19 protein-coding genes are annotated in these 23,104 nt (G+C 42.5%); 3 read left to right on the top strand and 16 right to left on the bottom strand.

All coding sequences use genetic code 11. From position 1 onward, the window contains the following. Positions 1–84 precede the first annotated feature (84 nt). Entirely contained in the window at positions 85–1,503 is a 1,419-nt protein-coding gene (locus F6K53_RS30065; RefSeq protein ID WP_293083195.1) for an O-antigen ligase domain-containing protein, read from the bottom strand. 53 nt (positions 1,504–1,556) lie between these two features. Here F6K53_RS30065 and F6K53_RS30060 point away from each other — a divergent pair, with 53 nt between their 5' ends. Continuing rightward, complete coding sequence (locus tag F6K53_RS30060) at positions 1,557–1,730, top strand: hypothetical protein (protein ID WP_293020006.1); 174 nt, start codon at positions 1,557–1,559, stop codon at positions 1,728–1,730. A 189-nt stretch (positions 1,731–1,919) separates the two neighbouring features. Here F6K53_RS30060 and F6K53_RS30055 read toward each other — a convergent pair whose 3' ends face one another. The 15 genes from F6K53_RS30055 to F6K53_RS29985 all read right to left on the bottom strand — a co-directional run bounded on the left by F6K53_RS30055 (position 1,920) and on the right by F6K53_RS29985 (position 21,247). Next, positions 1,920–2,852 carry a glycosyltransferase family 2 protein gene (locus F6K53_RS30055; protein ID WP_293020007.1) on the bottom strand — a complete coding sequence of 311 codons (933 nt, stop codon included), beginning with the start codon at positions 2,850–2,852 and terminating at the stop codon, positions 1,920–1,922. Between the two features lie 443 nt (positions 2,853–3,295). Continuing rightward, the gene (locus F6K53_RS30050) at positions 3,296–4,321 is read right to left on the bottom strand and encodes a glycosyltransferase family 2 protein (RefSeq protein ID WP_293020009.1); all 1,026 of its coding nucleotides are present in this window, start codon (positions 4,319–4,321) and stop codon (positions 3,296–3,298) included. A 435-nt stretch (positions 4,322–4,756) separates the two neighbouring features. Beyond that, the gene (locus tag F6K53_RS30045; RefSeq protein ID WP_293083193.1) at positions 4,757–5,878 is read right to left on the bottom strand and encodes a glycosyltransferase family 4 protein; all 1,122 of its coding nucleotides are present in this window, start codon (positions 5,876–5,878) and stop codon (positions 4,757–4,759) included. A 270-nt stretch (positions 5,879–6,148) separates the two neighbouring features. After that, positions 6,149–7,072 (bottom strand): beta-1,6-N-acetylglucosaminyltransferase, encoded by a 924-nt coding sequence (locus F6K53_RS30040; RefSeq protein ID WP_293020011.1) that lies wholly within the window; start codon positions 7,070–7,072, stop codon positions 6,149–6,151. Positions 7,073–7,207: 135 nt separating this feature from the next. Continuing rightward, entirely contained in the window at positions 7,208–8,314 is a 1,107-nt protein-coding gene (locus tag F6K53_RS30035) for a polysaccharide pyruvyl transferase family protein (RefSeq protein ID WP_293020012.1), read from the bottom strand. Positions 8,315–8,331: 17 nt separating this feature from the next. Continuing rightward, positions 8,332–9,360, bottom strand: coding sequence for a glycosyltransferase family 2 protein (locus F6K53_RS30030; RefSeq protein WP_293020013.1), 1,029 nt, complete (start codon positions 9,358–9,360; stop codon positions 8,332–8,334). Positions 9,361–9,399: 39 nt separating this feature from the next. After that, entirely contained in the window at positions 9,400–10,314 is a 915-nt protein-coding gene (locus F6K53_RS30025; RefSeq protein WP_293068233.1) for an alpha-1,2-fucosyltransferase, read from the bottom strand. Between the two features lie 81 nt (positions 10,315–10,395). After that, the gene (hepA, locus tag F6K53_RS30020) at positions 10,396–12,267 is read right to left on the bottom strand and encodes a heterocyst formation ABC transporter subunit HepA (RefSeq protein ID WP_293068230.1); all 1,872 of its coding nucleotides are present in this window, start codon (positions 12,265–12,267) and stop codon (positions 10,396–10,398) included. A gap of 51 nt (positions 12,268–12,318) precedes the next feature. Further along, positions 12,319–12,579 (bottom strand): GDP-mannose 4,6-dehydratase, encoded by a 261-nt coding sequence (locus F6K53_RS30015; RefSeq protein ID WP_293020034.1) that lies wholly within the window; start codon positions 12,577–12,579, stop codon positions 12,319–12,321. 319 nt (positions 12,580–12,898) lie between these two features. Further along, positions 12,899–13,972: a GDP-mannose 4,6-dehydratase gene (gene gmd / locus F6K53_RS30010; protein WP_293068227.1), complete on the bottom strand. Its 1,074-nt coding sequence runs from the start codon at positions 13,970–13,972 to the stop codon at positions 12,899–12,901. A 202-nt stretch (positions 13,973–14,174) separates the two neighbouring features. Then, positions 14,175–14,972, bottom strand: coding sequence for a heterocyst development glycosyltransferase HepC (hepC, locus tag F6K53_RS30005; RefSeq protein ID WP_293020017.1), 798 nt, complete (start codon positions 14,970–14,972; stop codon positions 14,175–14,177). Positions 14,973–15,113: 141 nt separating this feature from the next. Further along, a complete protein-coding gene (locus F6K53_RS30000) occupies positions 15,114–17,375 on the bottom strand; it encodes a polysaccharide biosynthesis tyrosine autokinase (RefSeq protein ID WP_293068224.1) in 2,262 nt (753 codons plus the stop codon). Positions 17,376–17,955: 580 nt separating this feature from the next. Then, entirely contained in the window at positions 17,956–19,101 is a 1,146-nt protein-coding gene (locus F6K53_RS29995) for a glycosyltransferase (RefSeq protein ID WP_293020021.1), read from the bottom strand. 96 nt (positions 19,102–19,197) lie between these two features. Continuing rightward, positions 19,198–20,193, bottom strand: coding sequence for a sugar transferase (locus F6K53_RS29990; protein ID WP_293036910.1), 996 nt, complete (start codon positions 20,191–20,193; stop codon positions 19,198–19,200). Between the two features lie 712 nt (positions 20,194–20,905). Further along, a complete protein-coding gene (locus F6K53_RS29985) occupies positions 20,906–21,247 on the bottom strand; it encodes a hypothetical protein (RefSeq protein ID WP_293068221.1) in 342 nt (113 codons plus the stop codon). Positions 21,248–21,286: 39 nt separating this feature from the next. Here F6K53_RS29985 and F6K53_RS29980 point away from each other — a divergent pair, with 39 nt between their 5' ends. Next, positions 21,287–21,907: an IS607 family transposase gene (locus F6K53_RS29980; RefSeq protein WP_293068218.1), complete on the top strand. Its 621-nt coding sequence runs from the start codon at positions 21,287–21,289 to the stop codon at positions 21,905–21,907. Beyond that, positions 21,795–23,018 (top strand): transposase, encoded by a 1,224-nt coding sequence (locus F6K53_RS29975; protein WP_293068214.1) that lies wholly within the window; start codon positions 21,795–21,797, stop codon positions 23,016–23,018. Before F6K53_RS29980 ends, F6K53_RS29975 begins: the two co-directional genes overlap by 113 nt. Positions 23,019–23,104 lie beyond the last annotated feature (86 nt).

Below are 23,104 nucleotides of genomic sequence, written 5' to 3'. Positions count from 1 at the left end.
GTTCCTTTCCATCTCCTACTTCTGTTATTCTTCTGTCAGTGCCATTGATCAGAAAGTTTTCATAATTCTTATCTTTAGCAGTCTTCACTCAGCAATACTTTCCATGTCCGAAGAAAGCTTATTTTGATGCTGGTGATACTTATGTGCTGCCATAGTTAGACCCAAAAATCCCCAAATATAACATCCCCCGACACCAAGCATGGCGCTACCAATCGGTAGCCCGATTAAATTACTCAAACCAATAGCACGAGCAGCACTCATAAAGGAATCACGGCGAATCTCAGGATATTGGAACACACTATATACCAGCAGGAGCAATCCAGACACATAGGGGAGAGTGCCAAACCAGCCTAGTGTAAAAAACATATCTAAAATGCCACTGTCAATCACAAGGCTTCGGAGTTCCCCTTGTTCAGTGATAGTGAATGTATTTCCAATCCCATTACCTAGAACCATAGAAAGAGCTTTGCCAAGACTCTCTTCATAGATCTGTTGTCTAACTTCCGCGCTGTGATCATTTCCAAGGTCAGAAAATGTTGCCAAACGACTACCAATTACCTCCGAGAATGGCTCAATCGTGGTTAACGGCACGATACAAATTCCCATCACCAGGATAGAAATAATGATGCGCATCTGGATTTTGGGTTTGAGTGAACTGGTTAGGGAAGCCAGTCCAAAGAACCAGCTCGCCCACATCGTCCGTGACAACGTTAGTAGAAAAGACAAGTAACCAGCTATGGAAGCAGGAATACGTAAAGGACTGTTATTATTAAATAACAACAGCAAACCCACCATCATGGTTGCGGCAAACGGTCCAGTGGAATTCATCGTGCTCCACAAACGAATACCAAACGGTTCGGGATTCCCCATCGAGAACATTCTGGCGTTGATCAGCCAAAATCGATCCCACTCCGGTGCGATCACATATTGCACTAAGCCATAGACTCCCATCACCAATACACCCCAGAGGAATGTGCGCTGAATGTTTTGGCGATAGCGAGGATAATCTCGCCAATTTATAAATAAGTAGAAACCTAAAAGAATCGGGGTGAACCAGTCTATCAGTGCTCGAATAGCGAAAATAGGAGTGCTTTTAATCAGACCAATGATAAAGCCATACAAAATACTGGTGAATCCCAAAATAAAAGGCAAACCCCCCTGTTTATAGGCTCTAGGAAGGTATTTTAGAAAGGTATCCACAGTAATCCATGTCACCACAGGCGCTACTAGCAATACTGGACTCGGATTAACCCAGTTACTGCGATAGTCAATTAAACGACGAACCAACGGCATTAGAAACCATAGCCACCACATAAAACCTAAGTAGAGGACAGGATACCGTCGATACAGAAAAAGACCTACCGCAAACCCTACCACAGGCAATAAAATACGCATGATGGTGCCAGCACCAGCAATAATGCCCAGTATTGTAATCACAACAAATAACAGGATGGCTGTCCAAGCAGGGGCTGGTTCTAGTTTGATCGGAATTCCTTTTGTCATTAGGTGTTAGGGATTATATCAAGTCCGGTTTAATACCTATAATTAATGGGAGTGTGGGGAGATGGGGAGATGGGGAGATGGGGAGATGGGGAGATGGGGAGATGGAGAAGATTTTGATTAAGGATAATTATCGTGACATAATATTTAGATATACAGCAGTTTTCAATATTTCGTATTCCGAGATCTGCTATTCCCTTTCCACATTTAGTCAACAGTCAACCAAATAACCTACCCTACGGGAACGCCAAAGGCGAACAACCAAATAACCTACCCTACGGGAACGCCAAAGGCGAACAACCAAATAACCTTGGCCTATTGGCCACGCTTCGCGAACAACCTTCAACCAAATAACCTTGGCCTATTGGCCACGCTTCGCGAACAACCTTCAACCAAATAACCTTCCACAGTCCCTTTTGCTAGCCTAAGCAATTTTTCCAGCTCAACCAACCCTGCCAACGTCCACGCAAAGAAGCAAGCCACTTTTGTCCTGCTAAAAGTCCTTCCTTGGGGAAAGACCGCAAACATTGTAGGAAACCCGGTTGAACTCGCGTTCCGACCAATGTTGACCAAACTATAAATATAATCCTTTGTAGAACAGGGAAGTAATCTAACAAAACTATAGTTTCATTATGTGCCGCATTAATTAGGGCAGTATCGCTAAAAACTATGCCTCGCTGATCCTCATCAAAACGCTGTGCTGGATAGTGGTCTACTGCTACCCCTGGGTCATAAATCAGCTTCCAACCCGCTTTTCTTAGGGCTAGACTAAACCCCAGATCATTATGGACTTGAGCTCCCGTCCCTCGCAGACGCTGATCAAAGCGCAAACCGGATATAGCAGTTCGTCGATAGCTCATGTTAGCTCCCTTAAGGATATCCACCTCGCGAGGTAAACCTACCCCCAGGTGATGATTACCAATCACCCTTCCATACCATTGCACTCGACCTACTCGTTCTTTAGCACCATTTTCCAGGTAGTTACCCAGATGTACCCAATCCCGTCCACCGACACCCCCGATCCGGTGATCGGACAGAAAGTGAGTTTCAATATAAGCTAACCAATTGCTACGGGGAGCAGCATCATCATCGGTAATGGCAATAATATCTCCCTGTGCTGCATCAAGACCTGCGTTGAGAGCGGCCACTTGCCCCGGAATACTTAATTTCACAGGACGCATGGGTAAAACCTCAGGGTTGAATGCTTCAAGAAACTCCCAAGTTTCAGCATCAGTATCCCGTACAATCACCAAGACCTCATCCGCTGGTCGAGTTTGCTTCTCCAGGGCCTTTAAACACCGTTCTAGGTCTTTTGGACGGCGATAGGTGGGGACTATAACAGTGATTCTCATTTCTTCTACGGTTGAGTTAGGTTGGAAAGTTGAAGGTTATTTGGTTGAAGGTTGTTCGCGAAGCGTGGCCAATAGGCCAAGGTTAGACGGTTGTTCGCCTTTGGCGTTCCCGTAGGGTAGGTTAGACGCTTAAAGGTTGTTTGTCAGAATGCAGAATGGTGAATGCAGAATGGTGAATGAAGAATGAAGAATGAAGAATGAAGAATGCAGAATGAAGAATGAAGAATGAAGAATGAAGAATGAAGAATGGTGAATGGTGAAGGCAGAATGGTGAAGGCAGAATGGTGAAGGCAGAATGGTGAAGGCAGAATGGTGAAGGCAGAATGGTGAAGGCAGAATGCAGAATTCTAAATTCTAAATTCTAAATTCTTAATTTTTAATTCTTCATTCTCAATTCTCAATTCTCAATTCTCAATTCTTCATTCTACATTCTAAACAGATTACTATCCTGCTGTTTGAGACCGTAAATAACTCTGTAGAGTACTTAACCAACCTTTTACCATACCTTTCAACTGTAATTCCATATAAATTGTCCATTCAAAGACAGGACGAAAGCCCAATTTCGATAAGAACATGCGAAATCGCAAAGCTGGTGAATCTCCTAACTCTTTCAATAAAGCAATCAGCTCGGTGCGTTCTACCTCATTGAAGAGTGGACGATAACAGTATGCTGTGTGTCTTAAGGCCAGTTTACGACGCTGCTGCTCAATCACCTTTGTATCCCAACCCCGTCGCTTAAAAGCAGGAAAGATACTGTCTTCAAAAACCCGAATACATCCTTTTAATTCAATATTTTTGCGCTTAGGACGTAGATTTTTAGCATCAGTCCAAACGCGATAACAGGCTAATATCTCATTGGCATAAACGTTTCCATAACCCGCATCTGCCATTCTGACCCACATGTTATAGTCCTGTACAAAATCGGGACTATCTTCATAAAACCTAACTGCTGGCAACGCTTCAGCCCGAAACATAGCGATATTGGCAGCTACTTTTACCCCAAAAACTGCGGCTAGTAGTGATTCGTCTGCGCTCTGAAACTCGTGCTGTCTTGCAATACGTCGCACAGCTCGATTGTGACTGCGTTCATCAATTTCTTGCACAGCACTATGGGCATAACCCGCCTCTGGATGGTTCTCTAGCAGGGGTAGTAACGTTTCTACATAGTTGGGTAACAGGGCATCATCTGAATCCAAACGAACAATAAATTCAGTGTTTGGCTGTTTCAAAACCCAATTGTTGTTAGCCGCCATACCTAGGTTTTTAGGCTGTCGATAGTACCGTACTTGAGGAAACTGCTGGCATAGTTGTGCCATAACCTCAGGGGTTTCATCAGTGCTAGCGTCGTCTGACACCCAAACTTCCACATTAGGATAGGTTTGACGGCAAGCGCTACCCACTGACTCCCATAAGTACTGGGCTTGATTATAGGTAGGAATGCAAATAGCAACTGGTTTCATGTCCTGCATCAGGAGTAGTTCCTTTATACGAAAATTATATTACAATCAAATAACCGTAAGAACTGTTTAATTTTCCTTCGTCAAAAGTGCTATTTTTTTATTCAACAGCAACAAATAGCTATCCGGTCATTTTACCAAAAAGGCTCTATAGGGTTATTTATTGACTAAAAAAAAATTAACAAATTGTTTCAATAGTCCTGATTTACCAGACAAATATTATACTATCACCTTTTTATCTTGCCAGAGCATAAAATAATTGCTTAAAGACCACTTATCGACCAGAGTCGGTACTACTGTTAGCCGTTGACAGTCAACAGTCAACATTCAACAAAAACCAATCAATTACAATAGGGATCCGTTTAGGAATTGTGATAATTTTTGATGCCATATTCCCTACCCCCTGCTCCGAAGTCCCTGCTCCCTTTGCGAAACATTAAATTTAGACTACTTGATCAGTTCTTCACATAAATCCACATAGCTTTGTGCCATCTTTTCCCAACTGTATTGGGCGGCTATCTTTGGTGCAGCTTGGCTCATCTGTTTCCTTTTTTCAGGATTAGTAGCCAGAAGACTTAACTCCTTTGCCAAAGCCTGGGTATCGTTGGGGTCAGACAAGACCACTCCGCAGGCTGGGGTAACTAATTCAGCCCCCCCGGCTGTGCTTGCTGTAATCACTGGCAAGCCAGAAGCCATTGCTTCTAGGAGCACTAGTGTGCAAGCTTCATAGCGGGATGGGAAAACAAATAAATCCACCGCCCGCATAATCTCAGGGAGGTCACGTCGGTACCCGAGAAAATGTACCCGTTCGCTCACATTTAGGGTTGCGGCTAGCTGAGGATAGGGACTACCTTCTGTGATGCCAGCAACAGCTAGGTGTAACTCAGGCACTTGGACTAAGGCGTGCAAAATTGTATCCAAGTTCTTCCGAGGTGTTCGGATGTCTCCAGCAAAAAATGCTAAAGGCACTCCCTCGGGAAGACCCAATTGTTTGCGGTCAGCCACACCGGGATAAAATTCTTGTAAGTCAACACCATTCACAATCACCCGAATGGATTCAGGGGGTACACCAATGTCTACTAATTCTTTCTTGACCTTTCCGGAAACTGCGACTACTACTTTTGCCTGACGGAAGGATTTTTTTTCCCAATGGGCATTCAAGGTTGTAACTAGCCGCTGGTAAAGACCATACAAATCCCGACGTAGCCGAGAGGTATGGGCAGGCGATCGCAACCAAGAACTGTGGACAAAATGTACAGCATTCACATCTGAGCCAGCTCTGGTAATGGACCCGTTAACCTTTACTAAGTTGAGCTCACTACGGTGTTGATTTAACCAATTGCCACTCCGCCAGGAAAAGACCAGATGACGAATTAGTGCTGTTGGCCACCTTTTAACTGGAATCAAAATCCAGTTTACCTGATTACTCTGCTGGAGTTCTGGGGCGACATTACTGGCTAATAAGGTGACCTGATGACCGCGACGAATGGCTTCTTTGGCGACTTCATAGTTGACTCGACCTTGGCCATCATTTTTCATGACTTTGTGGGTAACGATACAGAGTTTCATAAGTAGCTATCCTGTTAAAATTATCGAAAACTCTGACTAGTGCATCCTTCGCAGAAGTCTTTAACTACCTGATCTAGTAATCCTAATTTACAGCCGTTTTCAGATGAATTGACCTCACTAACGACAGCTGCAAGCCCCCTAAATCCCCCAATTCTGGGGGACTTTAACTCAATTTACCCCCAGAATTGGGGGGCTAGGGGGGCGAAACTTGCTGTAAACCTTAGAGAAATCAGAATGACTATAGGTAGATTCTTCCCTATTCTTCCCATCTTACCCAAGATGTTTGTCAAGCATATCGAGAACTTTGGCATCTACTTTGTCATCGAACTTGCGGGCAAAGTGCTTACCAGAGGTAATCATTGACTCAAAATCTTGGACACCCATTATGGCTGGATAGGGAGGAGTCCAAGAGATATAACGTTTGTTATCATTGACTATTTTTAGCATCGACTGGTTGAGCAGGATGCTCTGGATGAAAGACTCATCTGGTACGAGTGTGTTTCGATAGTGTTCTACAAATGCTGGGTTACGCTGAACAAATTGATGGATATATTGAATACAGCGATAGGAAAGTGTGTGCCACTGAGAACCCGCGTAGCACTGAAACTCTGGAGTGAAAGGTGTTGAAACGCAACGGATTGCTATTCTGGCACCAAACTTACCAGCCCTGATCCGGACTAGGGGCTGCCAATTGACAACACGATATAGTTTATATACTATAGTCTTTAGACTAGCTGGCAGCTTATAGTAGCGAAAAAAATAGCGCTCTATGCCCAAATCTTTGCCCCACTGCCAAGCTGTTTCTGGTGGTTCTTGTACCGGAAAATATTCCATAAATCCGTCATATTCGGTGTTCTGCAAGAACTGCTCGATTTGGCTGATTGGCTGAAGGGGATAGTCTTGACCAGAGAGGAAGATTAACCAGTCAAATGTCACAGAATTATCTATTAACCAGTTGATGCAGCGAAGTTCCATTTCCACCATAGAAAAATCTGCCCACTCAACTGGAACATAGTCTTCCAGGATGTGAACATTGTTGATATGCTCAAAAGAAGTTGGGCTAAGGCTCGACTTAGATTGATCATGGTGAATTAAGACCTGGGACTCAGGGTTACCAGTCTTAAGTTTCTTGACTAGTCTGACAATTTGGTCTGGATTGCTATGAGAAGCAATTAGGTAAACAATTTTAGTCATGATTGACTCTTAGGTTTAAATATTAGCGAATTTTATTCGCGTTTTATCTATCAAGCCTTACCCAGTAACTATACCTGTGGAATGTGTTATTAACGCCCCCTACTACTTAAGTACTATCTATTACTTAAGTCCTATTTATAAAGGATAGGACTCTAACATTTCTTCTACAGCTACTTCAAGTTCTGAGCGTTCTTTTATAAACCGGGCGAAGGGAATTTGTGAAGTCCATGCTTCGTAAAATGCTTCATTCTTGTAATAAGAGTTAGGAAGAAAGATATGAGGAATCTCTAAAAGAGTACTAAGGATATGACCATGCAAACGATTAGTGATAATTAAACGATGCCTTTTGAATTGATAGATGCCGCTGTGCATCAGGCCCCAAGATGCTAGATTAATTTGGGAGTTATGGGTTGTTTTAAATTTCGCAGTATTAGTATGAAAATACTTCCAGTTTTGTCGGGATAACCATTCTTTAGGAGTTGCTAATCCTCGCTCATAAACTTCCCGAATTATTCTGACCAATCCTGGGATACGCCAATACCAACCTTTAGAGAGTTGCTTAGTAGTTCTTAGAGTCCATCTATCTGAAACCCAGTCTTCTAATACGAGATTTTGTATCTTAGAAGAAAGACTCAGGTTACTAGTGGCCTTAAGTTCTTGATCCTTTCGGGAAAGATAAAGACTAGAATTGTCTTGAGCAGGCTGGATAGAGTCAGTAGATAGACCAGCCATTTGAAATGCCATATCAGGGGCTTTAATCACCCGACAATTCCAGAAATTTTTAAGAGCAATTTCATAGCTGACTTGATCTCGGGTAAATAGGGTTAGGTTAGGATGGGAGTTAAAAACTTTTGCTGCTTTTTTGAGGTTTTCGGGATTTTTAAAATAAATAGTCTGAGGAAAAATAATAATTGGTCGATCTCGATAGTTTTCTATGATCGATTCTCTAAAATTTTGAAAACCTTCATATAGATCACCTAATGCGCCTCCTCCATTAAAGATTATGGGGCATTGATCAATTTTTTTTAGGCTGGCATCAGAGAAACCGTTAATACCAGTGGCATACTTGATTTTCGTTTTTAAGGTATCTGTCAAAAAGAGTACAGAGCCTAACCAAATCAGGTGGTCGCCAATATTGTAATGATCAGGATTGTCTAGCAGTATACATTCTTCAAATTTGTCTAACTGTCCTAGAGAGTTATGAAGAACTTCTTTTACGTTTTCTGGTGTTGAAATAGTCATGGTAATTACTGAAATTATTAATGTAATTTTGAATGTACTTTTGTCTGTTGGATAATTTCCCCTCTGGAAGATATCTCGAAAGGATTTGCTAATTGTTGAGGTATAACGGTGAGCATGAGAGCTGCTACAGTTCGCAGACTGAAATTTTGACTCAAGGCACGAAAAAGATAGGGGCGTGCTTCTGCTAACCGTCCATCCCGTATCAGTCCAATACCCAGAGTTGTGTTCGCTTGTGCTAATTTCTGGGTAAAGTAACTCCGATGCTTTTGTAATTGAGCATCTGCTAAAAAGTGTTCGTAGCAAAAAATACCGGATTTGCCTTTGCGGATCTGAGCCTTGGCGTTTCCACTCCCACTGATATGGGTTTCAGATAACTCATGCACGCGGTATCGAGTCAGTCTTTCTGGATAGTAGTACGCGCCATCACCACTGCGGCAAGCTAGATAGGTTAGGTAGTAATCCCAATAGACCCCCACTGACAACAGTTCATCCCAATTAACCTTGTCCCTGCGAATCAAAGCAGAGGATGCAGGAGACACTGCTTGGTCTACTAGTCCGATAGTACAGAACGGCTGGTATACCTTTGCTTTAAGTTGGTCACGCTTCCAAAGCCGGGTATGTTCTTCAGTAGTTGCATAATTAATTACGCCATCTGCGTCGATAATATAATGGTCGCAAAAAGCTACAACTACATTTGGATTCGCTTCTAGGGGAGGAACTAGCTTTTCTAAAAAGTCTGGATTCCACAGGTCATCGTCATTGAGACTTGCTACATATTTTCCCTGAGCTTGTTTAAATGCGCCAGCAACATTGGGACCATTTCCTAGATTCTTTGAGTTCCGACGGAATCGGATCCGAGCATCTTGAAAGGACTCAATCATAGCTTGCGGATTCTCAGGGCTACAATCGTCAGAAACGATAATTTCAAGATTTTTGTAGGTCTGCTGGAGTACGCTTTCAACTGCTTGCTTGAGGTATATCAAGCGGTTATAGGTGGGGATGATAACACTGACTAGCGGCTCTTGCGCTTCTTGATGGTTTGACATATCCTTGTTATCTTGCCTCTGGTTGTAATAAGGAATTAATTACTGTGCAAATGAAATTGGAGGAGCGACATCTAGTGGCACATCATAAATTTGAAAACTGTCTAAGGATATGTCAGCATTGGGATCTTCAATCCAGTACAAAGGTACCCGTCCATAAAAAGCAGCCCACATGTTATAGGTACTTGGGGGACCTATGATATAGTCACACTGAGCAAGTGAGTACATATCTTCTACAATGTGGTTGTTGGCAAAAGCGAAATCTAATTTTGAGAATTTCTCTCTGTCCTGGGGCACATTTGAACATATTAAAAATTTGACTTTTTTTCCATTGAAAAGAGCTTCTGTTTTTTTCATCAAACTGACATATTCATCAGTAGTATAGAGATATTTTGCTCCTAGCAATTTTTTATAATCCCCCTGTCTAATGTGAACCCCAACCAGAATGTCACAGGATTTTTTTAGGTTACTTACGAGTTGGTTTATCGTTTGAGTATGTTGCTGTATTGGCGTAAAAAACTTCCTTATTGTTTCTGCATACTTCAAAAAGAGTACAGAATTTCTAAACCAATATCCATGAATAAATACTAAGTTTTTTTCACTAAAAAACTTGGCAAATTTATCATTAAAAATTACAGCTTTGTGTACTCCAGTATCTCTTAAAATATTTATATTGGAGAACTTCAAATCTGTATAATCTTTAACCAATAAGCGGGTTGAATGGTAAACGAATCTATGAAAATTTCTTTTCAGTTTAAGACTATTGCCTTTAAGAACTGATTTTTGGGCAGGGTATCGACAAAAAAAATCGTTATGGGTTCCCTCAAAAAAAACTGCATATTCATCAAAGGCAGGATTTATGACTTTGAAGTTGTATTCCAATGCAAAAGCCATAAAGTTGGCAAATAGCATCATTCTATTGCCTAATTGACCTGTTTTTCTAACAATTACGAACATGTTAATACTCCGATAATATTGACAAGCAATCAATGATAGTTACTACTAGAGTTGGACATTGATAATTGCTACTAGCTAGTCTTAATTTGTTTGACCAACTTCATGCTGCATCTTGTGATATTTCCAAAGTTTACCGCGCTTTTCGAGTAACTCTTGATACTTTCCTTGCTCCACAATTCGCCCCTGTTCGAGAACGACTACCTTATCAGCTTTGGCAATGGTCGATAAGCGATGGGCAATGGTAATTACTGTCCGTCCTACAGCAAGTTTTTCTAAGGACTCCTGAATCAGGCGCTCAGACACAGAATCTAAGGCACTAGTTGCCTCATCTAAGATCAGAATCTCTGGTGCTCGCAGTAAAGCACGAGCAATTGCCAGCCGTTGACGTTGACCTCCAGATAATCGAACTCCCCGATCACCCAGTTGCGTGTCAAAACCTTCAGGCAAATCTAGGATGAAGTCTAATGCATTGGCAAGTTTTGCGGCTTCTCGAATTGCCAGGTCATCTGCCTGTTCTGAACCATAAGCAATGTTATTGCGAACAGAGGTGTTGAAAATAAATGTATCCTGACTAACAATAGCTAGTTTACGACGCACAGAGTTGATGTCAAACTCTTGTAAGTCAGTGCCATCAATGATAATTTTACCTGCGGTTGGGTCATAAAATCGGGGAATTAAGTCAGCAAGGGTTGTTTTACCTGAACCAGAAGCACCGACCAGGGCTGTTGTCTCTCCTTTGTTGATAGTTAAGGTAATATCGTGCAGTACTAGGTTAGAGGGATCGTAACCAAAATCCACCGAAGCAAACTCAATGGCTCGCTGCAATCCTGAAAATTGCACGTTACCATTCTGCAAGTATGGTTTGTTGTCAGTTCTCAGCAGCTCTTTAATGTTATTCATTGGTCCGGTGAATTCCCCAAGACGCCCTCTGGCATTATTAATCAGACGTATAATCGGGATCAGACGAAACAAAACAAACAAGAAGGTGAGTAATGAAGCTGCCTGCATCTGTCCATTAGGAACGAAGATGGTAAATGCTACAATAATCATGCCGATCAGAATTGTGGTGGCTAAGCTTTCCCCAATCGGTTCTATGGCATACCCAAATGATGCAGATTTGATAGTGATGTTTGCAACGTTTTCGCTAGCGTTATAGAATCGTCTACGCTCAAATTCTTGACTTGCAAATGCCTTAACTGTGCGAATGCCATTGATAAACTCTACAGCAACTGATGTAAAGTTACTGCCTGCCTTTGAAACATCAAAACTTGTCTCTCGCACCCTTTTAACCAAGTTAGAAAGACCAACACTCATCAGGCTAAAGAGCATTAATGAGGCAATGGAAAGTTGCCAAGAAAGCAAGAACATTGATGTGACATAGACAACTAGAAGAGAAACTCTAGTCAACATAAAAGCTGTCACATCAAAAGCTTGATTAATTTTTTCTAGTTCGGTAGTTAGACTGTAAACTAGCGCTCCAGAACGACTATGAGAAAAGTAACCCAAACTCAGCCGTTGAAGTTGCTCAAATAGCTTCTTGCGCAGCCTATCTAACAAATTCATCTGAGTTATCATGCTGTACCTGCGTCCACCAAACATAAAGGCTGAACGGAACCAGGTTGTGATCAGAATTAGAGCAGATATCCGGTAAATTCTATCATTGAACGGTCTATTTACTCCAAGTACCGATATATCGAACCAGTTAATACCTGTCTGAATTGGGGTAGCATTAGGGTCGGTTAGATTTTGTAAAAAATTTAGGATAAACCCTAATCCAAATCCTTCAAATAGTGAAGCAAGTATCGTTAAAACAATAGCAAAAAAAGCAGCTTGTTTAAGGAATTTAAATTCCCTTAATATGAAGTGGTTGTCTTGCCACAATTTAGTTGATTTTGTAAATCTGATTACAGAATCAATAAGCTTTATTTCAGCAATTCTATATAGAATAATCACTGGTTTTATTTAGACCTATTTTGATGGGGGGTATGCTTAACTTAAACAAGTTTAGCTAAAAAAACTAAGATCACTCTCCACCATTTCCGCGACAATATCAGGAAATTTATTTTTACTCTTCCAATTCAGCTCATCCCGAATTTTCCAGCTATCCCCACAAAGGGGCACTGTTTCGGTTGGACGATAAAACCTCTGATCAACTTCCACAAAATCTTGATAATCAAGACCAACGTTACTACAAGCACAATCTACTAATTCACGAACGGAGTGATTCACTCCGGAAGCAATCACATAATTCTCTGGAGCTTTGATTTATAGCGAGAAACCAGGTTTTAAGGCTCTTGGTGCGTAATTCCTGCTTCTAAGACAGTGCGTTCGCGTAGCGTATCCTACGGATAATCGCTTATTTTATGCAACGCTAATCCATCAACAACGTCTTATACTAGTCTGTTAATAGGTAATGGATAATGGGGAATTGCGCTCTCCTCGTAGTGTTTCACAGCAGCAATAGTCTTTTTCTCAATTACCAATTCCCAATTACCCGTTAACCATTACCCGTTACCCATTACCCAAAGGGCGACTAACTATCTCTCTAATCCATTACTAAAAATGGGATTAGACCATATCATTACTAGGGATTACCAGCGGTAACAACCTCACGAATAAAGGCAGTATCAGCAGATTGAGTACAAGAGGTGACAGGCATGATACCTAGTGCCTGAAGGTCAGCATTAACCATGATTTCAACCAGTTGTTTAAAGCTCACTGAAGGTTGCCAACCTAGTATGGTATTAGCCTTGGTGGCATCACCTAACAACAGGTCTACTTCAGCAGGTCGAAAGTACCGTGGATCGATTTCAACGTATTGCTGCCAATCCAAATTCACTAAGCCAAAGGCAATATCGAGAAACTCCCGAATTGATTGAGTTTGACCGGTAGCAACAACATAGTCATCGGGTTCGTCTTGTTGCAGCATTAGCCACATAGCGCGAACATAATCCTTGGCATAGCCCCAGTCCCGTCTGGCATCGAGATTGCCCAGGTAAAGTTTCTTCTGCTGACCAGCTACAATGCGCGCCAAAGCACGGGTAATTTTGCGAGTGACAAAGGTTTCGCCGCGCCGGGGACTTTCGTGGTTAAACAAAATACCATTACAGGCGAATAGCCCATAGGATTCGCGATAGTTAATCGTTTGCCAGTGGGCGTAAACTTTTGCACAGGCATAAGGGCTACGGGGATAAAACGGTGTAGTTTCAGACTGAGGGACAGCCTGCACTAGCCCAAACATTTCAGAAGAGCCAGCCTGGTAAAAGCGTACCTGAGAGCCAATCCGCTGTTGATAGTGCCGTACCGCTTCCAACAAACGCAGGGTTCCCATACCTGTGGCATCGACGGTGTATTCTGGTGAATCAAAGCTGACCCGCACATGGGACTGAGCTCCGAGGTTGTACACCTCTATCGGCTGCACGTCTTCTAGGATGCGTTGTAGTGTCAAGCCATCAGTCAGGTCTCCGTAATGGAGAAATAACCGTGTCTGGGGATTGTGGGGGTCTTGGTAGATGTGGTCGATACGATCTGTGTTGAAGGTAGACGTGCGTCGGATAATGCCATGGACTTCGTACCCTTTTTCCAGCAGCAGTTCCGCTAGATAAGACCCATCTTGACCGGTAATGCCAGTGATTAATGCTCGTTTAATGTCTGTCACGATTTCTCACAACTCTGATTAGAGTAATTAGTTTGCTAATGTACGGGATGAACACAAAGGCAAATCAAAATTGAAAATTGCAATTAATAACTTAATAAGTTAGGAAGTTATTAACTTTACAGGGAGTAGGGAGTAGGGAGTAGGGAGTAGGGAGTAGGGAATATGGCATCAAAAATTCTCACAATTCCTACAGGGATTGCTATTACAGCACTGGAGTACTTTGAGAATCGAACACATGCGATCGCATATCTTCTTGGTGAAGCCTGATCATTCCTGGCAACAACCTCAGCTGTCGCCGCTCCTCCTGGGTCATCCGAATCACCTCATCCAGTTTCCAAGGACGTGGTCCGACTAAACTCATCTCACCCCTTAGTACATTCACTAACTGCGGTAGTCCATCCAGACAATATTGACGCAGCCACTTTCCAAAATGTGTCATCTTAGACGTGACTTTGCCTTTGTGTATAGCTTCAGTGCGAAATTTAATCACTTGGAACAGCTTACCCCGTTCTCCAGCCAGCAATTGCCGAGAAAAGACTGGTCCTGGTGAAAAAATCGCTATCAGCAACATCAATCCCAGGAGCACTGGACTCAGAATCAGTAGCAATAGAGCAGCTAAACTCGAATCCATCACCCGCCTTAGTCGAGATCGGAATAGTTTTTCCCTACTAGACAATTCTGAGTTGAACGGTACCCTTAGAACAGCTTTCTTCTTCGCTTGCTCACAGGCATTGGTCCAAACTTTTAACCCTGTTTCACCCAGATTGGGGTCGATACAAACCAGCCCTACCGACGAGCGTTGCAAGCAATTACTTAACCAGGACTGACTTTGCAATGGAGGTAAATAATGCTGTTCATTTTTTTTGATAGGGAGTACCCACAACTGTTTCTGTCGCCACTTGAGCTTGCAGGGAGGCAAAGAACTGAGTGCTTCTGGCTCATCATCGATATCTAGGATTGAGATTTTGGAGGTTGTTAGTATGATTCTGGAAGTCGTCATCAATAGTTACTCCATTTCACGAAAATCAAAAGTCAAAGGTTAGATAGTCTCAGGTTTAATACGTATCATTCTCAGGTGTTCGTTAATTGAAACTTGAAACTTGTTAATGAGCAAGTTTCAATTAGCAATTAACCAAAAAATTCAACGAGACTTGACATGATTGCTTAACTGACGCTCTAGTTGTGGAGACACTGGAAGATCAGATACAGGCTGCTTTGGTTCAATAGCACCATGGCTGTTTCGCGAACCATAGTAAGCGTAGTTCTGATTAGAACTCTTGACCCCGTTAGCAATGATTCCAATCAGGTTTAAATTCCTGAGTATAGCAGTAGCCTGGGTGAGTTGAGATTGAGTAACTCGCTCTAGGCGTCCTACCATCAGCACACCTTGGCACAAAGATGCTGCTTGGAGTGCATCCACCATACCTAACACTGGGGGAGTATCCAGCAACACCAGATCATAGGTCTGCTGAAACTCTGCCATTAAGTTCTTCATCCGTTTAGAACCCAACAGCTTAACTGGGTCAATTGGGGTTGGTCCAGCAGTCAAAACATCAATGGTTGACCCCAAAGGTGAGATACTAACTGGGCTGGGTGTAGCAGTATCATCTTCCAATAAAGTAGAAAGTCCTTCCTGATTGGAGAGGCCAAGTTGTTGGTGCAACCTCGGACGGCGCATATCTACATCAATTAGCAGTACTCGTCGATGTAAACGAGCAGCACTCAAGGCTAAACCCAACGCCAGAGTTGACTTGCCCTCACCAGATAGCGCTGACGTAACCATCAGGGATTTCCACTCAGAACCAGAATTGAGCAACTGGATATTCACATAAATCATGTCCAGTGCTTCCTGAAATGGTCGCCATCCCAACAGTTCCATCATCGGAAGTGCTTTCTCGGACTGGCTCAAGCTAAGATTCAGAACAGGTTTACTGATTTTACCCTCTGGCAATTCTGGAATCATACCTAGCAAGGGTAGAGCCACTTGATTTTTCAGATCATCAGAGGTATGAATTCCATCATCCATGGCTTCCCGCACAAAGGCAGCCACACCACCGAGAAATAACCCAACCACTGCACCCAATAATAGGTCTTGGGTCATATTAGGACCGGTCTTCGAGCCCGGTAAAGGTGCTTCTACAACTTGCCAGTTAAATCCCCCCCGAGCCAATTCGATGCTTAACTCCTGCCGTGCTTGTAGTAGCTGCTGCAGAGTATTTTGTTGAATGGCTACTTGCGGTTGTAGACGATTGTACTGAGCAATCAGGGCTGGAAATTCCCTGAGTTGGATACGGATTTCCTGCTCTGTTTTGGCCAGGGCTTGATCACGAGTTTGTAGACTCACTAGATTAATTTGCGAGGTGATCAGTTCGTTGACCAGATTGATATCAACACCACCGAGCTGTCCTTCTGTCAGGAGGTTACTTCCAGTGGTAACCAGTTGAGTCGGAACTTGCCCTAAAACCCGTCTAGTCTCTTCCTGCAAGAGCGCAAACACACTCTGACGCTGTTCAATTAATTTTTGAATACTAGGATGAGCTTCAGTATAAATCCGACTTTGCTCCACCAAAGCCAGTTCTATTCTTTGGATTTCATTGAGCAAATTTTGATAGCGCCCAGATTGACTCAAGCGGGACGATGTCAAGGCATTTTGCGGTGAACGAGCCAGTTTTTGCTGAACAGCCTGGTAGCGAGTTTGAGTTTCCATGTACTGAGCGCGGATGGCTCGGCGCTCCTGTTCAATCCCATTCAGAGTTTGACTGACAGCTAGAGCTTGTTGTGAGGGATCAATCAGGTTTTTGCTCTTGCGAAACTGCTCTAGCCGTTGCTCAGCTTGCTCAAGATTATTACGAGCTGTTGGCAACTGCTGATTGATAAAAGCAAGACCTTTATTCAACCGCATTTCCTGCTGCTCTAGGTTGTAATCTTGATAAACCTTTTGAATAGCTTGCAGTACTTTTTGAGTTTTAATCCGGTCATTGCTTGTGTAGACCGCTTGAAATACCTTAGTTTCGGTTTTACCCTGCAGTACTTGAGCTAATCTTAAGGAGCCTCTAATATCACCGACTGTGATATCTGGGTAGTCATCACGAAGCAAATCCACTGCTCGTTGAATCAATTCAGAACTACGCATCAGCTGTAACTGAGTAGCATAATCGATATCAACAGTGGACTCAGTAAACTGACTCTCGATTCCTCGTGTTTTATCTATATAATTAGGCTCCACCAACAGCTGTAGAGAGCTGATATAAGTCGGCTCTTTCTTCAGAGTGAGATAGAAGGCAATCGGCAAGCTTGTCAACAGTACACTTATAATCCACAAGCGTCTGCGCCACAAAACTGCCAACAGTTGGCCATACCCTGCATCTGTTTCAGCTGCTCCGTTTAAATCAAGTTCCTTCATGGGATTTTAGATTAATGATTGACAAGTTTGGATTGGATTTTTAATTGATATCAAGTCCAGTGAATCAAGTCTAAACTAGTCCCGGTATGATTAGTAATCGGTTTAGATAAAATTCGGTTAATCACGTTGTTAATCTTCCCTAGGGTTGTGTTATTTTGATTTTCATTAAAGTTAATTTAAAATTAACCATTAACCCTTGAAAAATTGCCCTTGAAGTATGAAAAATATTTGGTCAGTAAAATTATCCAGGATACCTGCAACAAATTTTACCTACCTTTTGGGAATGGGAAATTAGGACTTGGAGCCTGATTACCCATTACCCATTACCCATTACCAATGAACCGACAATCATAGGTTGCATCCCTTTTAGAGAAAGGGTATAAAAAGAAGTAGTCAACCGGACATGATATTATCTATTACCCATCAGCAGTCACCCGAGCAGGACTATATTGATTAGTCCACCAGATTGGATCTGATGATTTTGGAGTATCGACCAGTATAAATCCAAAGAAATCAACGAAAAAATCCAAAATCCAAAATCCAAAATCTAAAATCTAAAATCAGTCCAGCCACTATCCTGTCACGTAGCTAAAGTGGGAACCTTGGTTGAATGGGGAAAGGAATAGCTCAAATTAACAGGCTGCCCGCTGACGGTTTTATCAATAATTTGCCCAACTTTGTTAAAGAAAACGTCTTCAGTGAAATGACTCAGGGCATGGTCTCGGATTTTGGCATAATTCCAGGGAATTTCCCTAGCCTCAAGTAGTGCAGCTTGGAGTGCTTCCGGTGTTTGCCGTTGAAAAAACACCCCTGTCGTCCCTGGTATCTGAGTATCCAAAACACCACCTGCACCGTAGGCAATTACTGGGGTACCACTGGCGTTGGCTTCGATTGGCACTAAACCGTAATCTTCTAAAGCCGCCACGATCACCCCACGAGCTTTTGCCATCAAATGACAACGCTGTTTATCGCTGACGTATCCCAAGAATCGAATATTGTCCAAAGCTTTAGATTCTAGACGCTCTCGCTCTGGACCATCACCAGATACTAATAAGGGCCAGCCTAGCCAATTAAACGCCTCGATAATCAGATCGATACGCTTGTAACCCAGTAAACGAGATGATACTAGGTAAAAGTCTTCCTTTTGGTCGGAAAACACAAATTTATGGCTATTAATTGGATAGTTGACCGTCATGGCTGGCTTACCATAGATATTCTGGATACGCCGAGCGACAGTGGTCGAGTTAGCAATGTAAATGTCCGGCTCCTGGGCATAGTCCAGGTCTACTTTTCTGATCAATTGGAAGACTTTATCAATTACAGGAGAAAACGCTCTATATTCTCCATACTCCTTGAGGTAAGTTTGCGTATCCCACAAAAAACGGGTGACATTGTGGCAAAAGCAAACATGCTTGGCTCCTAATTTTTTCTTGACCGCCTTTGCGAAGCTTGAACAACTACTGATAATCAAATCGTAATTTTCTAAATCCAAGGCTCGAAAAGCTGGATAGTAAAACGGAGCCAAGAGTCTGAAGTATTTCGTTGACCCTGGAATGTTCTGAAGTCCGGTGGTATGCACTAGGCGCTCACCTAGGTCAATGGTGTTCTGGGCATCATACAAGGATGTGAACACATCAGCACTAGGGAAGCGCTTACAAAGCAGTTCAAATACCCGTTCTGCTCCACCCTTTTGCGTTAGATAATCATGAACTAGGGCAACTTTCATGCTTGTTTAATGGAAAACCTATTGCTAGAGAATACTCTAATCTATTTACCATTAGATTTAATTTGTATCCGGAATTTTACCAAGATATTTTTGAGCCTAAACGGCTCCATTATTTTTCGACAACAAGATAAAAATTGTTTTGATAATGAGCTTAATGTCATACATTAAGCTCCAGTTTCGTTGGTAGCGTAAATCCAGTTTAATTATATCTGCAAAATCCCGAACTTGCGATCGCCCATGCACCTGCCACTCTCCAGTCATTCCCGGTTTAACATTCAACCGTTGCCACTCGGGAACCTCATAGATTTCCACTTCCTTAGGTACCGGTGGTCTAGTACCTACCAAACTCATTTCACCTTTAATGACATTCCAGAACTGAGGTAGTTCATCCAAACTAGTTTTCCGCAAAAACCGACCCACCCTGGTGATTCTAGGGTCATTTTCGTTTTTGAATATCTTGGCATCCTTAGCTTGATTTTGAACGCTATCTTTCTGGGCTTCAGCATCAGTATACATCGAGCGGAATTTCCAGATCCGAAATCTTTTACCCATCCAACCACAGCGAATTTGACTAAAGAAGATTGGGCCAGGACTGTCGAGTTTAATCGCGATCGCAATGGGAATAAATAATATGGCAGTAATTCCTAAACCTACTATTCCCCCCACTATGTCTAAGCATCGCTTAGCCCAAGAGCTTGTAGATGGGTGAGTTGTGGGTAACTGAGCCTTTGACCAATTGACAGCTATTGTTGTTAGGTTATCTAGGGGGTCTAGAATTAATTTTTTGTCTAGCCCAGTCATGACCAACACAGCCATAACTGGAGGAGTTATACCCCTTAGTATTAGTGAGACCCCGTTTTCCTGAGTGATTTTGTGATTCCTGACTAAGGCACCAATTCCGCTACTATCGATAAACCCTGTCTGACTCAAGTCAGCAATGATAAGCTTAGGACAATAAGGTTTTTGGAGAAGCTGATCACAGGTTTCTTTAAATTCTATTGCTTCGAGTCTGCTCAGGCGGATCGGTAACTGGACTACAGCAGCTTCATTGATAAACCCTGCCTGGGAAGAAGTCTTTAACCTTGACTGCATCATGATATAATAGGAATTATAATGTCGATTAAATCGTCATTTTTTAGAGAGTATATTTTAACTATGTAGGAATTGTGTGTAAAGTTTCGCAATCCTATGAACACCCTAGGTTTTTACCGTACCTAGACGTACGGCTCCTCTGCCCTTGATTCAGGCAATGTCAGAATTTTTATGACTCTTTGAATTTTGGGTTGAGGGTTATAGTAAGGTTTTAGGTTTTAATTATTGATTCCTAATGCCTTGGTTAAGGGTGCCTAGTATAGAAAAGCCTAGTTTAGCCCTCAATTAAATTTTTACGGAGTAATAGGTATATTTAAAATCGTCGGAAATTAACCTGTGGTAAAAAAAAATGGATACAAATTCCCCATTTATAATTTTATATCGTTACCATATAAGTAACCATTTAGTATTACTCATTTATGAGCAGTGACCTTGGTCAATTAGTGTTCTGTGTAATCCCGGATGAATGACTAATACAACTTTCACGAGTTTTTCATAAAATCCTGACAGAGCTAAAAATTTTTGATGAATTTTTCTTGAAGACGGTAAATATACCGGGTGCATCTCATATTTGTAAAAAAGATGGTAAGTGTGGGTAGCGTGGTAAGTGTGGGTAGTGTGGTAAGTGTGGGTAGTGTGGGGCGGGGGCGCGGGAAGTGTGGGAATTTTCGCCGGAATTTTTGCCTAATTGCAAAACTGAGATGCACCCTTTCTAGGGGATTACCGGATTTGATATCAGTTCTGATTCTGAGATCCCAAAAACTGTTGGCACAGATTGTTGTGGTCGGCAGAGTAGACTTTTGGCAACCTGGAGCATACAGATTCCAGTATTGTCGAAGGATTTCTGATAGTAAATCATTGCCTGAATTTGGTGAATCAGTGCCAAACCGGTAAACTGAACTACTCGTTTAAGCCAGTTGGGACGAGCCGACTCAATCCCGGGAAAAGCGGTAAGATAGGCTTGGGTTAGAGCAGCGATGGAGGGTTGAAGCACTTCCAAAGGAGTTAAGTCCTGATAAATATTTTTCCCGACATATTTGACATTTTTCGACATCTTGTTCGATAATGTCAGTGTACTGAACCAGATGTGTCAATGAATGAACAAATTAAATATGTTCCTCCCCGAGTCGCTGCTACCAGGCTCGGGGTCAGTACCAGGACACTTGAAAGGTGGCTTGACGAAGGCAAAATCCAAGGAATTAAAACCCCTGGAGGACAAAGAAGATACAATCTTGACTCAGTTGTCTCTATTTCAACAAAAAAAACAGATAGAGACGAAAGAGCAGCAATCCTATATGCAAGGGTTTCAAGCCGCTCTCAAAGAGATGATCTCGATCAACAAGTACAGTTTCTTAAGTCTCGTTACCCAGACGCAGAAGTCATCCGAGACATCGGCAGCGGTCTCAACTTCAAAAGAAAAGGTCTTCACTCCCTATTGGACAGAGTTCTCAGCGGCACTTGCAAGTATATTGTCGTTGCCCACAAAGATCGGCTCTGTCGCTTTGGATTCGATCTTATCTCATGGTTGTGCTCTAAATTCCAAACTAAAATATTGGTTCTCGACGAAAAGAACCTCAGCCCAGAACAAGAGATGGTTGAAGATGTTCTCGCAATTATCCACGTCTTCAGTTGTAGGCTCTACGGACTCAGGAAGTACAAGGGAAAAATCCTTGAAGACAGTGAGTTACCGAGTTTACCCAAGCAAAGAACTTGAGAAGATCTGGAAAAAATGGGTTTCTGCTGTTCGCAAGGTTTATAACATATCGATCGAGCAGCTCAATCGGAACCAGGGGTACACAAAAGTCGGAAAGAAAGGAGGAAAACATGGCTTTAGAACTTGGTTGAAACAATCCGGACTTATTCCGCAGTGGTGCAGAGATTTAAACGTCTCCAAAATTTTAGATAACGCTTCAATGGAGGCTTATACGGCGTGGAAAGAGACCGCCAAACAACCGAAGTCTGTTGGGAAAGGGAAGAACCTTTTGCCAAACCCACAAGCTGGATTAAAAATAGGTAAATTTCGTAGCGTGCGAGATCATCATCTGACGATCCAGTTTGACCCTACGGCTTACAAGGCTGGCCGGTGGATGGTTTCCAAAACCAAACATCTGCCAAAACCCGAATTCAAAGGTCAGGATTTCTGTGTACTAACTGATGGTTCTACTGAACTTACTTATAACAAAGGGAGATGGTTCGCGCACTTTCCAGTAGAGTTTGACATTGAGCCTACTGAAACCAAGAAAGTGATAGCTTTAGATCCTGGAGTTAGGACGTTCATGACTGGGTTTGACGGCACGGATTTCTTGGAGTTCGCAAATAATGATTTTCAGAGAATAGCTAAACTTTGTTCCCATCTAGATAAGTTAAAAAGTGAGCATGACAAATCAAAAGGAAGCACACACAAACGTCGCCGATACAAGCTAAGGATAGCTATGGAAAGACTCAGAACTAAGATCAGAAGTCTGAGAACTGAATTGCACAAACAAGTAGCATCGTTTTTGGCAAGAAACTACGATGTGATCGTCTTACCTACCTTTGAGACGTCGCAGATGGTTGTCAAAAAGAAGCGAAAACTAAAAAGCAAGACAGCTAGGGCGATGATGACATGGGCTTTTTATCAGTTCTCTCAGATTTTAGAGCATTTGTGCAACCGTTATGGTTCCAAATTAGTGAGGATAACAGAGGAATATACCTCCAAGACTTGTACAAAGTGCGGACACATTCATAGAAAACTTGGTAGTTCTAAGAATTTTCAATGTCCACGTTGCGGATACGAAATCCCTAGAGATTTCAATGGAGCCGTCGGGATTTTCCTGTTCGCGTAGCGTCGGCTTTGCCGAAAGGCGATGTGGGAGTGCGGCTCGTTCCTAGGAGGAGCCTCCTGAAACAGGAGAGGTATGACTAGGGGGAT

This window comes from Moorena sp. SIO4A1 (assembly GCF_010672065.1).
In the GTDB taxonomy this organism is placed as follows: Bacteria; Cyanobacteriota; Cyanobacteriia; order Cyanobacteriales; family Coleofasciculaceae; genus Moorena.
This window is presented reverse-complemented; position numbering and strand designations above follow the sequence as displayed.